This is a genomic window from Metabacillus herbersteinensis (genome assembly GCF_042433335.1).
GTDB lineage: Bacteria > Bacillota > Bacilli > Bacillales > Bacillaceae > Metabacillus > Metabacillus herbersteinensis.
In genome coordinates this window covers 16286-28614 of record NZ_JBHLVO010000005.1, presented here as the reverse complement: position 1 = coordinate 28614, position 12329 = coordinate 16286, and the positions used below count along the sequence as shown (strand labels likewise).

Annotated in this window: 15 protein-coding genes; 6 read left to right on the top strand and 9 right to left on the bottom strand. The window is 38.2% G+C overall.

Features of this window, described 5'->3' with window-relative positions; translation table 11 throughout:
- Positions 1-3: 3 nt before the first annotated feature.
- Positions 4-1191, bottom strand: a complete 1188-nt coding sequence (locus ACFFIX_RS08490) for an acetyl-CoA C-acetyltransferase (protein ID WP_378932504.1) — start codon at positions 1189-1191, stop codon at positions 4-6.
- A gap of 171 nt (positions 1192-1362) precedes the next feature.
- On the opposite strand from ACFFIX_RS08490, the gene ACFFIX_RS08485 reads away from it, so the two are divergent.
- Together ACFFIX_RS08485 and ACFFIX_RS08480 are read left to right on the top strand one after the other, a co-directional pair.
- The gene (locus ACFFIX_RS08485; RefSeq protein ID WP_378932501.1) at positions 1363-2292 is read left to right on the top strand and encodes a hydroxymethylglutaryl-CoA lyase; all 930 of its coding nucleotides are present in this window, start codon (positions 1363-1365) and stop codon (positions 2290-2292) included.
- Positions 2293-2596: 304 nt separating this feature from the next.
- Positions 2597-3502, top strand: coding sequence for an alpha/beta hydrolase (locus ACFFIX_RS08480; RefSeq protein ID WP_378932498.1), 906 nt, complete (start codon positions 2597-2599; stop codon positions 3500-3502).
- A 24-nt stretch (positions 3503-3526) separates the two neighbouring features.
- Here ACFFIX_RS08480 and ACFFIX_RS08475 read toward each other — a convergent pair whose 3' ends face one another.
- Together ACFFIX_RS08475 and ACFFIX_RS08470 are read right to left on the bottom strand one after the other, a co-directional pair.
- On the bottom strand, positions 3527-3769 hold the full coding sequence (locus ACFFIX_RS08475; RefSeq protein WP_378932496.1) for a DUF2552 family protein: 243 nt from the start codon (positions 3767-3769) through the stop codon (positions 3527-3529).
- Between the two features lie 10 nt (positions 3770-3779).
- Positions 3780-4103 carry an iron-sulfur cluster biosynthesis family protein gene (locus ACFFIX_RS08470; protein ID WP_378932492.1) on the bottom strand — a complete coding sequence of 108 codons (324 nt, stop codon included), beginning with the start codon at positions 4101-4103 and terminating at the stop codon, positions 3780-3782.
- 145 nt (positions 4104-4248) lie between these two features.
- Between ACFFIX_RS08470 and ACFFIX_RS08465 the strand changes: the two genes are divergently transcribed.
- Positions 4249-4461 (top strand): CDGSH iron-sulfur domain-containing protein, encoded by a 213-nt coding sequence (locus ACFFIX_RS08465; protein ID WP_378932489.1) that lies wholly within the window; start codon positions 4249-4251, stop codon positions 4459-4461.
- 70 nt (positions 4462-4531) lie between these two features.
- Here the strand turns inward: ACFFIX_RS08465 and ACFFIX_RS08460 are convergent, their stop codons facing one another.
- From ACFFIX_RS08460 to ACFFIX_RS08440, 5 genes are all read right to left on the bottom strand, one after another.
- The gene (locus tag ACFFIX_RS08460) at positions 4532-4864 is read right to left on the bottom strand and encodes a YolD-like family protein (RefSeq protein WP_378932486.1); all 333 of its coding nucleotides are present in this window, start codon (positions 4862-4864) and stop codon (positions 4532-4534) included.
- 142 nt (positions 4865-5006) lie between these two features.
- Positions 5007-7355 carry an FdhF/YdeP family oxidoreductase gene (locus ACFFIX_RS08455; protein ID WP_378932484.1) on the bottom strand — a complete coding sequence of 783 codons (2349 nt, stop codon included), beginning with the start codon at positions 7353-7355 and terminating at the stop codon, positions 5007-5009.
- Positions 7356-7626: 271 nt separating this feature from the next.
- On the bottom strand, positions 7627-7986 hold the full coding sequence (locus ACFFIX_RS08450) for a Na-translocating system protein MpsC family protein (protein ID WP_378932482.1): 360 nt from the start codon (positions 7984-7986) through the stop codon (positions 7627-7629).
- A 63-nt stretch (positions 7987-8049) separates the two neighbouring features.
- Positions 8050-9315 (bottom strand): L-lactate MFS transporter, encoded by a 1266-nt coding sequence (locus ACFFIX_RS08445; protein WP_378932480.1) that lies wholly within the window; start codon positions 9313-9315, stop codon positions 8050-8052.
- A gap of 29 nt (positions 9316-9344) precedes the next feature.
- Positions 9345-9467 (bottom strand): hypothetical protein, encoded by a 123-nt coding sequence (locus ACFFIX_RS08440; RefSeq protein ID WP_378932479.1) that lies wholly within the window; start codon positions 9465-9467, stop codon positions 9345-9347.
- 240 nt (positions 9468-9707) lie between these two features.
- Here ACFFIX_RS08440 and fdhD point away from each other — a divergent pair, with 240 nt between their 5' ends.
- From fdhD to ACFFIX_RS08425, 3 genes are read left to right on the top strand one after another with little or no spacing between them, the layout of a single operon-like run.
- Entirely contained in the window at positions 9708-10499 is a 792-nt protein-coding gene (fdhD, locus tag ACFFIX_RS08435) for a formate dehydrogenase accessory sulfurtransferase FdhD (RefSeq protein WP_378933080.1), read from the top strand.
- A gap of 14 nt (positions 10500-10513) precedes the next feature.
- Positions 10514-11542 carry a GTP 3',8-cyclase MoaA gene (gene moaA / locus ACFFIX_RS08430; RefSeq protein ID WP_378932477.1) on the top strand — a complete coding sequence of 343 codons (1029 nt, stop codon included), beginning with the start codon at positions 10514-10516 and terminating at the stop codon, positions 11540-11542.
- 2 nt (positions 11543-11544) lie between these two features.
- The gene (locus tag ACFFIX_RS08425; protein ID WP_378932475.1) at positions 11545-11778 is read left to right on the top strand and encodes a hypothetical protein; all 234 of its coding nucleotides are present in this window, start codon (positions 11545-11547) and stop codon (positions 11776-11778) included.
- 162 nt (positions 11779-11940) lie between these two features.
- Here ACFFIX_RS08425 and ACFFIX_RS08420 read toward each other — a convergent pair whose 3' ends face one another.
- Positions 11941-12213 carry an NUDIX hydrolase gene (locus tag ACFFIX_RS08420; protein ID WP_378932473.1) on the bottom strand — a complete coding sequence of 91 codons (273 nt, stop codon included), beginning with the start codon at positions 12211-12213 and terminating at the stop codon, positions 11941-11943.
- Between the last annotated feature and the right edge of the window lie 116 nt (positions 12214-12329).

Here is a 12329-nt window from a genome sequence, read left to right as displayed (position 1 = left end):
CTTTTATACAGATTCTACGATCGTTGCAACACCTTGGCCGCCGCCGATACATAGAGTAGCTAAGCCGCGTTTTGCTTCTCTGCGCTTCATTTCATGAATAAGCGTGACAAGTATTCTAGCTCCACTTGCACCAATAGGATGACCAAGTGCAATTGCTCCACCATTAACATTTAGAATGTCTTTGTTAAAATTTAATTCACGATCAACAGCAATAGATTGTGCAGCAAATGCTTCGTTAGCTTCGACTAAATCTAGATCAGTAAGCTGTAATCCGCTTTTATTCAGTGCTTTTTCCACTGCGGCAACTGGACCAATTCCCATGATGCTCGGATCGACTCCAGCATTTCCGTTTGCAATAATTTTCACGAGTCCTTTTATCCCTAGCTCATCTGCTTTTGCTTTACTCATGACAACAAATGCTGCCGCACCATCGTTAATGCCTGATGCATTACCTGCTGTTACAGATCCTTCTTTTTTAAAGGCAGCTCTTAGTCCAGCTAATTTTTCTGCGGTTGTTCCTTCGCGTGGAAACTCGTCTGTGTCAAAAATGACAGGCTCACCTTTGCGCTGAGGAATTTCTACTGAGACAATCTCATCTTTGAATTTTCCAGCTTTAATTGCTGCAATCGCTTTCGCTTGACTGCTTGCTGCAAATTGATCTTGCTCTTCTCTCGTAATCTCGTATTTGTCACAGAGGTTTTCTGCTGTTACCCCCATATGATAATTATTAAAAGCACACATTAAACCATCGGATACCATGCTATCAATAAGCTTTTGATCTCCCATTTTGAAGCCGTCTCTCGCTCCCTTTAATAAATAAGGTGCTTGACTCATATTTTCCATTCCACCTGCTACGACAATATCTGCATCTCCAGCTAAAATTGCTTGTGTAGCAAGATGAACTGCTTTTAATCCCGATCCACAGACTTTATTAATTGTTAAAGATGGACAATTTTCTGGTAACCCAGCTTTTATAGCAGCTTGGCGTGTTGGATTTTGTCCAAGACCTGCTTGAAGAACATTCCCCATGATGACCTCGTCGACTTGATTTGCAGCAATTCCTGCTTTTTCAAGCGCTTCTCTAATGACAATTGCTCCAAGCTCTGGTGCAGACACATTACTCAAACTTCCACCAAAGCTACCAATTGCCGTACGAACTGCACTTACTATTACTACTTCTTGATTACTCATTTTATGTTCATCCCCTTTTCATTCTTTCTTATCAAGATTTCGATATAAATAAGATAATTCCTTTAATTTCATTATTCAAAAAATATTTGCAATAGTGTTACTTTACCTACTAAACTATAAATATGTAAACCTTTACAAAAATAACTCGGTAACTTCAAAGGGGGTATTTTCATGGTAATTCCTAATTCAGTCACACTTGTTGAAGTTGGTCCACGAGATGGACTTCAAAATGAAAAGCAACAAGTTCCAACCGATAGTAAGATTCAATTTATTCGAGAATTAAAAAAAGCGGGCTTTAACGAAATGGAGCTAACTTCCTTCGTGTCACCTAAATGGGTTCCACAACTGGCAGATGCGAAAGAAGTATTAACTCATTGTCTTGATCACGATCGTAATATCGTTCTTACACCAAATGAAAAAGGAGTGCAACTTGCAAGGAAATCCTCTTGTCAAAACGTAGCTTTCTTCGTAGGTGTTAGCAATACTTTTAATCAAAAAAATATTAATTCAACAACCGAAGAAAGTGTTCAGAAATTGCTCCCGCTAATAAAAGAACTCAAAGCGAGTGATTTCTATATTCGCGCATGCATATCCACTTCGTTTTACTGCCCTTATGAAGGAAAAGTAAAAGAAGAAGACGTGCTAGCATTGTGCCGGAAATTTGTTGAAGCTGGCGTAGATGATTTAAGTGTTGCCGATACAATTGGAATGGCGAACCCTAGTGAAGTGTTTTCGTTATTTTCAAAGCTGAAACTTTCATTTCCTAACGTGTTGATTACAGCTCATTTCCACGATACCCGTGGAATGGCTCTAGCAAATATTTATGCTGCACTTCAAGCTGGTGTCGACCGATTCGACTCGTCTGCTGGTGGAATTGGCGGATGTCCATTTGCACCAGGTGCAAGTGGAAATGTTGCAACCGAAGATGTTGTGTTTATGCTCGATCAAATGGGTGTTGAAACTGGGATTGACCTTCAACAAGTATTAAAAGCTGTAGAAGGTATTGAGCCGCATCTTTCAAAGCCGGTTGAAAGTAAAATGTATCGTCTTTACAAGTCTACTTTCTTAAAGGAAAAAGCGGCACTTAATGAGTCACCCTAATTATGCATAAATCTTTTCTTCTTTTCACATCTTACTTATGATGAAGAAAGGAGAGATTGACATATGGCAAAGCAACGAGGGCAAAAGGGAAAACCAAATGCCGATACAACAAAACAGGTCATGTCTGCTGAGGAAATGGAAAAAGCAACTCACCCTACAAAAAGACAAAACTCTCCACAGTAATTACCTGAGGCAAGCTCGAGAGCTTGTCTTTTTTTTGTTACTATTGCTCCCGCTTATGTTTTTGATTCTTCACTGTTCTAATGTAAACTAGAGTCATCCACAAAAAAGGGAGTTAACGTTAATGAAGAAATTTGTTATTGGATTTTTCATCTTACTTTCTTATGTCCTATTTATCGGTTTTTTCTTCACAAACAAAATGATGTACATAAAAAAACGGACAAATCAAGAAATTATCGATCGAGAAACAACAGATGGACATTACAATCAAGAGAGCTTTGACTCTCTCGAAAAACATGCGGTTTCAGTTTCTTCACAATTTGGTTATGACATTAAAGGATATTTAGTCGCTCCACACCCTACAAAACGCTACATCATTATTTGTCACGGTGTAACTGTGAACCGAGTGAATTCGGTCAAATACATGAATCTTTTTATAAGAAAAGGCTGGAATGTACTCATTTATGATCATCGGGGACATGGGGAATCTGGTGGTAGAACAACAAGCTATGGCTTTTATGAAAAATTTGATTTACAGTCTGTTGTAGATTGGTTAAAACACCATGTTGGAGAAGATCTTACGCTTGGAATTCATGGGGAATCAATGGGGGCCGTTACAACGTTACTTTATGGTGGAATGGTTGAGGATGGAGCGGATTTTTATATTGCCGACTGTCCATTTTCCGATCTCGAAACACAGCTGTTGTATCGTCTTAAAGTTGAGTTCGGTATCCCTAGCTTTCTAGTTTTACCGATTGCTAGATCCTTTTTAAAGCTTCGTGACCGCTATTCCATGAAAGACGTTTCCCCTATTGCAGTTGTCGATCAAATTAAAAATCCCATTTTATTTATTCATAGTAAAAATGATGACTACATCCTTTCCACCATGTCAGAGCAGCTGTTTGAAAAAAAGAAGGGTTCAAAGAAGATATACCTGGCAGAAAAAGGCTCACATGCGATGTCCTATACAGAGAATCGAGAGCAATATGAACAGATTATTGCAGAGTTTTTAGAGGAAATTAACATTTAAAAACCACTCGATTACTCGAGTGATTTATCCCAGCACATCAGAAATCTCGTTCATGTTCTCTTCCATCCACGCAATCGCGTCATCAATTGTTGGAAATTCCTGAGCTTCAAAGGTCATTTCATCTTGCAGAAGCCAGACATCCTTCTTTTCTTCATGAACTCCACCAATCGACCAGTGCATTAAGCTATAGGGATGATTATTCGTTAAAAACGAAACCCATGTTTTATTTAGTGCGACATTTTTGATTGAAATTAATCTGTCCTTCACTTACGTTACCTCACTTTACTAATAAGCTCATACGTGGATTCAAAATCTGTGCTGGACTGCTAAGCATAAAGCTATTTGCCGATTCATTAAATGAGATTTTTAGTTGTTCATCGAGGAATACCATTTTTGATTTTTCAACTAATACAGGAACATAGTTCGTTTCGATTAACTCATCATCTTCATCTTTTTCAGTTACAATCCACAGTGCAGGAACCCCACTTACAACACATCCACAGCCATCTGTATCATATTTTAACTTTAAATGGTGGGTTGTTTTATTTTCAAACTTCCCCTCTATTTTTACAATTGCTTCTTCAGTAAATGTAATGTTCATTGTCGTCTCCTTCATTAACACTTTAAGGATATTTTATCATACCCTATGAAAGTACGCATGAATGGAGTATTTCTGCATAAATTTATTTTTTCAGGGCTAGACTGTGATATAGTTTTGATGATAGAAGTTTTAGGAGGTTTTATTGATGTCAAAAGTGCAAATTAAAGTAATGGATAACGGATCATATCGAGTAACGGGTGATGTTGAACTGATTGATATGGACGGAAATGCTTACCCAACAAAGCAAGCTTTTTCTCTTTGTCGCTGTGGTCTTTCACAAAAAATGCCGTTTTGTGATGGAACTCATAAAGGTGGATTTGATTCCTGCGTAAGAGCTGAAAAAGTGTTAGAAGACTAAGCGTATTTTTTGTAAGGTAATAGGGGCGGTTATTCAATGAAGAAAAAATTATTTCGTCCCCTTTTCCCTTTTATTTTTGGTTAATCTTGATAATTTCTGCTAGTGGTAATTCTAGGCGGTCTCCGGTTTCTTGACTTACAATTCGGATGGATTGATGAATGGGATCAATGTAGTGTACATGCCCTGAACTAGAATGAAAAGAATGGTCTTTGTAATAAGTAAACACAAGTTCAAGGTTCTCCTCCATTGCAAAACAAATCAATTCATTAAATTGTTCCAACTGTTGCTCATCAATTTCAGGTTTTACTTGATAAAAGTCCTCCTCAGACCAGTCACGAAGAAGCTTTACATGCTCCGGCAGCATCATTGATGTCCATTTAATATTTCCTCGATCCCGTAACAATTTTCATCACTCCTACTAAAAAAGGAACATTTGTTCTTAATTATTTTTACCATGTTTCTTGAAAATTATCAATGTCTCCTCTCTAGAAAATATATCCATTAAAAAACACCCCAATCATAATTGACTAGGGTGTGTTGTAGCATTATTCAATACTCATCTCTAACTCTTCAACACGTTTCTCAACATACTTCGTGTCCTTATGTGCGTGGAAGGTTTCTGCTTTTTCTACAATAACTGCAGTGTTGTATTCTGGAATCTGTGAGTATTTTTCATAAACACCTTTAGGTAGTAAGACATTTCCTTCTGGCCAGAATACGGCGATATTCCCTGATCTTACATCTTCGAACTTGGCAGTACCTTGATAGGTTCCGAATTGATTGTAAGAAACAATTGATTCTCCTTCACGAATGTTCAACTTCGCGGCATCTTCCGCATTTATGAAGATCGCGTAACGATCTGCGGCTGTGAATGGATCAATGTCACTGTATACCATTGAGTTAAACTGCTTTCCACGACGGGATGTTACATAGAACTGACCTTCTGTTTTACGTCGTTCTGGAATTTCAATTGACAGTAAGTTTCCTTTTCCATCAGGGGTCGGGCAAATACCGCCTTCTAATAACCATGCTCCCCCCCATTGGAAGACATCACCTTTGTTCTTTAAATGTTGAATTCCATCATAATTTCGGTTGGCAATCGCAATTTCGTCGCGAATTTCTTGAGCAGATTGAAAGTTAAGTAAGTGTTTTTTCTCAGGAAACACACGACTAGCTAGGTCAACGTAAATTTCCCATTCAGAACGAGCTTCCTCAATACGAGGTCCGTCAATTTCTGGACTAAAGTACACCATTCGCTCTGTGCTAGTTGAAGTCCCACCACCAGGTTGCTCATATCTTGTCATGGCAGGTAAAACAATGACGTCCTCTTTGGCGTCCACTAATGTAGACGTATTCAAGATAATATCTTGATGTACGCGAAGCTCTACATTTTCCAACGCTTCTTTGAAGAATTTCGGATCTGGCATTGTTTCTAAGAAATTTCCGCCGCTTGTGAAGAGAAGTTTCACTTTTCGCTCATGATCGTCTGGAAGGAAGATATTTTCAAAGGTTTGTCCAACTGTATCGCCTTGCCATCTAGGAACATCAAAGCCCCAAATTTTCTCCATGCGATTTGCGTTCTCTTCATCAAAGTCACTGCCTGGAAGAACAAATGGATCTGCACCCATTTCACCTGAACCTTGTACCCCACTATGCCCTCGAATCGGCATCACTCCACAGTGTTCACGGCCAATGAATCCACGAAGCATTGCTAAGTTAGCGACTTGAGAGATATTATCTGTCGCAAAACGGTGCTGTGTTAACCCCATGCTCCAAATAAATATTCCTGATTTTGATTTTGCCAATAATTCAGCGAATTCGTACATTCTCTCTTTCGTTAAACCTGAAGATTGCTCCAGAGATTCCCAATCTTGCGTTTTCATATGTTCTTTTAATTCATGGAATCCATTTGTATGCGCATTGACAAATTCATAGTCAATAGCTGAGCCTAGAGATTTTTCTTCCATCTCGAACCAGTGCTTAATCACACCATTCATGAACGCAATGTCTCCACCTATGTTCACTTGATAAACGTCATCAACTATCTTTGTACCAAATAACGCACTTTCAGCAATTGATGGAATCCAATATTTCTCCATCGCTGGCTCTCTGTAGGGATTAATCATAATAATTTTCGTACCCGCTTTTTTGGCCGCATACATGTACTTTGTTGAAACGGGTTGGTTATTAGCTGCAACAGATCCCCAAAAAACAAGGACATCCGTACCAATCCAGTCCTTATAATTACAGCTTGATGCACCAATTCCAAGTGAACGCTTTAAAGCGGTTTTACTTGGAGAGTGACAAATTCTTGACGCGTTGTCTATGTTGTTTGTTCCTAGGAAACGGGCTGTTTTAGCTGCTGTATAGTACACTTCATTTGTGATTCCGCGAGCAGTTAAATAAAAGGCTAGTTGCTTTGGATCAATGTTTTTAATTTTTTCTGCAATTCGATTTAGCGCTTCGTCCCATGTGATTCTTGTAAACTTGTTTTCTCCTTTTTTTCGAGAAAGTGGGTACGGAATTCTCCCCAACTTACGTAGCTCAGTACTATCCATTTCTCTTAGTTTTTCAAGATCCTCAAACCACTTGTCTTCAATGGCAGGAGCTGTGTTTAAACGAAGAACATTTAACCGTGTTGTACATAGATGTGGACCTGTTAACGTTTGATCATACAATCCTGAAACTCCTAATGCACAGCCATCACAAACACCTTGCGTTAAAATACGGTAAGCATATGGTAGATTGTCTTTATTATCCCAAGCAACCTTCATTGTATCGCGGATATGATGTGGTTTAATTTTGCCCAATCCCATTGGTGTTAGACCAGCCCAAAGCGCGGGTTTTGGTCGTTTATCTAGTTTGATAGGGCCTGTATGTTTTGTCTTACCCATTTGTTTATATCCTCCTTGTAATAAGGGTTTGTTAAGAAGTTATGTTTAAGAAATTGGTTTTATATCAGTATAATCTGTATAATGCTTACAATAACTAACCATCGGATGCTCCCTAATGGTGTCACTAAGAACCTGATAAGTTCTACTAACCATCAGAAGTTCACTGATGGTTAGTAGAACTAAAAAAACCACCGAACATCATTCTAAAAAGAATTCTGTCGCGGTGGTTAGTCTTTAGCAGGATCGCTACCAAGTGCCAACACAGTTGTATTTAGTTAGAGAATTTCTTTTGGATGTCTTCATCAAAAACAAAGATTGACATCCCAAAGTCCCGGTCGATATCAATATCTACAAAAAGATCGACGAAATTGCATTTCAAGAACGCTTCCATTTCAACTGGTCGGTTTTTCCGATACATGTCCTTGACCATTTCTGTTCGTGCTGCCCGCAGCATTTGCTTTCCATCGTCAGCACTTGCAATGAATTTTTCAACAGGAGAAAGGTTTCCTTCCATTTCACAGATCACCCAATTTTTGCAAAACGTTGTTGTGATTTTACTAGGACCTTTTCCCATATGCTTTTTTCGAAAGGAACGGACGATATTGCTAAATTCAGCTTCATATTTGTTCATTCGTTCAACCCTCTACCATTAAACTTCGATCTATAATTAGTAAAACAAGGATCATAAGGCGTGTCAACTAGCAAGGTCAACGCCTGCTTGGTTTTGCTTATTTCTCAAACGCTTAATGTCAGATCGAATCAGTAAGGATACAGCAAAAGCAACGGCAAATAATAATGTGAAGACTGTTAAACTTTGCGAGTAACTGCCAGTCGTTTCACGAATCCATGATGCAAACAATGGACCTGCCAACCCCGCTGCTGCCCATGCAGTTAAAATATACCCATGAATTGCACCAAGCTGTTTTGTTCCGAACATATCTCCAATAAATGCTGGAATCGCAGCAAATCCTCCACCATAGCATGTGTAAATAACAGCTAAAAGGATTTGAAACAACAATGGATCTGAAACAAATGGTAGTAATGGAAATGCAATCAACTGTACGGCGAAAAAGACTGTGTATGTATTAGGTCTTCCAATAAAATCTGAAACAGATGCCCAGCCGATTCGTCCAAGACCATTAAATGCTCCAAGTACCCCTACTAATGCTGCTGCAGCTACAGGTGTTAAGCCAACGCTTTCCTGTGCAAGCGGAGATGCAGCAGAAATAATTGCGATGCCGCATGTAACATTGATAAACAGCATGATCCACAAATAATAAAAACGTCTTGTTTTAACAGCTTCATTCGCTGTTAGTTGTGAAAGATCTTGTGCAATTTTTTTCGTCCCATTGCTTACCTTTTCTTTGAAACCAGCCGGCATCCAGCCTTCTTGAGGTGGTTCTAAGTAAAGTGATGATGCAATCATAATAATAAAATAGGAAATTCCTAAAATGTAGAATGTGTTCGCTAAACCTACATTTTCAATTAATGCTTGCATAATCGGACTACTAATTAATGCTGCAAATCCAAATCCCATAATCGCTAAACCTGTTGCTAAACCACGACGATCTGGAAACCATTTAACAAGTGTTGAAACAGGTGTAATGTAACCAACACCTAATCCAATTCCACCTAAAACTCCATAGAATAAATACAATAATGGTAGAGATTCTAATGTTATTGCGAGTCCTGAACCAGTGATTCCAACCCCGAAGAAAATAGCAGCTAGTATTCCTGCTTTACGCGGTCCATACTTTTCAACGAAATGCCCAAGGAATGCTGCAGATAATCCTAAAAATAAAATAGCAATACTAAATGTTAAGCTAATATCTGTTAAATCCCAGCCAAACTCCCCTTGAAGCGGCTTTGTAAAAACACTCCAAGCGTACACAGAACCAATCGATAGATGAATTCCAACTGCTGAAGCTGCGATCAGCCAACGATTTTTCGTTTTCCCCATTCCTTCATCCCCTTTTTCTACCTACCTTTTTAAAAATAAAAACCGCCAACATCCTCAGGAGCATACACAAAAAAGTGTGTACGAAGAGGAGTGATGACGGTTAGTTTAAAAACAGGGTCGCTGTTAAAAACACCAACAGTAATCGCTTTCATGAATGTTCACCATTTTTGCAACGAAACAGGGTCGCTATTCCTTGTCAAAAGTGTGACATTTCTATGAACTTTACTTAAGATATTACCATTATATCTAGATGACAACAACTATAATTGTTAATTAATTTATAAAAATAAAAACTGAAATACTTGTAGATTAAAAATTTCTATGTTTAGATTGATAATAAATTGTTTTCGATGTCAGAATGAAGAAATTATGTTCTCTAGAGGTGAGCTAGCCTGAAAGATTCCATTACGATAAAAAAAGAAATTGTAAAATATGAGCATGGCCTTTTAGTAGCAGACGAAGATCAAATTGTAACGGAATTTCCGCTAACCATTATTTTAAACAAAGAAGAATTCGCTACAGTTGTTTGTACCCCGGCGGAAGTCGACGAGCTTGTGATTGGTTTCCTAGCTTCTGAAGGTGTGATTATGTCGCGTGATGAAGTTTTACATTTGAATATTGATTTAGACAAAGGTTTTGCCTATGTAGACCTTCAAGCTCAAATCACGACAAGTCAACAATATTATACAAAACGAGTGATCAGTTCATGCTGTGGAAAAAGCAGACAATTTTACTTTGTAAATGATGCGAAAACAGCTAAAACCTCCACCTCTAAACTAACTCTTTCCCCGAAACAATGTTTTTTCTTAATGAATGAAATGCAACAAAGTAGCTCTGTTTTTAAAGATACAGGTGGTGTTCATAATGCTGCACTATGCAGTGTAACCGAGATGTTAGTCAACCGCACTGATATAGGCAGACACAATGCACTAGATAAAATTTACGGTCACTGTTTAATCAATAAAGTGCCTGTCCGTGATAAGATTATTGTATTCAGCGGGAGAATTTCATCTGAAGTACTGCTTAAAGCTGCAAAAATTGGTGTTGGCATTGTTCTATCAAAATCCGCACCTACTGACTTAGCCATCAAAATGGCTGAAGACTTAAATATTACAGCTGTTGGATTTATTCGTGGAAATTCATTAAATGTGTATTCGCATCCTGAACGGATTGTAAATAAGTAAAGGGGACTGTTGTTATGAAAAACTCACAAACATCTCTTAAGGATCAACTAAATCGTCCCCTTCGTGATCTAAGAATATCAGTAACTGATCGTTGTAATTTTCGTTGTCCTTACTGCATGCCAGCTGAAATTTTCGGACCTGATTTTGAGTTTTTAAAAAGAGCTCAGCTTCTGAGCTTCGAAGAATTAGAAAGACTCGCGCGTGTTTTTATTGGCTCTTTTGGTGTCGAGAAGATTCGAATCACTGGTGGAGAACCATTATTAAGACGTGATCTTCCTAACCTTATCGAAAAATTATCCTCTATCGAGGGACTGCAGGATATCGCAATGACAACAAATGGCTCCCTCCTACCAAAGCATGCAAAAAAACTAAAACAAGCCGGATTGAAGCGCGTAACCGTCAGCTTGGACTCTTTAAACGACGAAATTTTCGGGAAGATGAACGGTCGAAACATCAAGGTGGAAACTGTCTTGGATGGAATTAAAGCTGCCGCTGCTGAAGGACTAGGCGTTAAAATAAATATGGTCGTTCAAAAAGGCATCAACGACTCAGAAATCCTACCGATGGCTGAGTACTTTAAGCGACAAGGTCATACGTTGAGATTTATTGAATTTATGGATGTTGGGAACTCAAATAAATGGAACTTAGATTCCGTTTACCCTAAGAAACAGATACTTGATGACCTTCATGCTGTTATGCCGATTGAACCAATCGATCCGAACTATAAGGGTGAGGTTGCGACAAGATATCGATACGTTGGCACAGATAAAGAAATTGGAATTATTTCTTCTGTTACAGATGCATTTTGCTCTACTTGCAATCGTGCAAGACTGTCGGCGGAAGGTAAATTGTTTACTTGTTTATTTTCATCAAAAGGACATGACCTACGTGAGCCACTTCGTTCCGGTTATAGTGATGCACAAATGGAAAAATTAGTGTCAGGAATTTGGGGAAATCGTCACGATCAATACTCGGTTGAACGAGATCAACCAGAGAAAATGGTATCTAGAACCAAAGTTGAAATGTCACATATAGGGGGATGAATATGTCAAATTGTCAGCTAGATCACCCGAAAGAAGATGTCATGAAAAAGCTACTTGGCCAAGAACCCTTTCTTCCATCCTCTTTGTTTAAGAAAATGGAATCGTTTCTTGCCAAGGATCTACCTCAATCTAAACTGAATGAGTTGTTTCATTTGCTAAAGAAGTACGATTTGGTTTCTGCTGAGGAGCAAAATGTCCGAAATGGTAAGATCGATGAGCTTGTAGGTAGGGATTGAGTTTTGTAATAAAATTAGAAAACAGAAAGGACTCTGGGAAGTGAGTCCTTTTTATTTTTTTGAAAAATTATATTATGATAACATTATTTATTGGGTCTATAACTCTCTCGTTGTAGGATATCTCATGTGGTACAAACATACTTTTGTTTACAATCTTATTAATCAAAAATCTATAAAATTTTCTTTAGTGACACAGTACTTGATGACACCAATCGGAACGAGTTCCGCATATGTAACATTAATTCCTAATTCTTCTTTCACTTCTCTGACTCCATCATAAATGGTTTCATGAGAAAGTAGATGTCCAGCAGCTGTTATATCTAATAAATTTGGGTAATCCTTTTTTTCATTGCTGCAAATTTGTAAATACACATAGTCAATTCCACCCTCCTTTCCAATAAACCAACAATGAAACGCTTCATGCCAATGACCCATTTTATGTACATCTTCACGAGTGGTTATCCCAATTGTCCTCCTTGATCGTTGAATATTTTTATTAGTTCGGTTTCCATGTAGTTTACACCCCTTAGTGTATTTAAGATTGCCTGTTT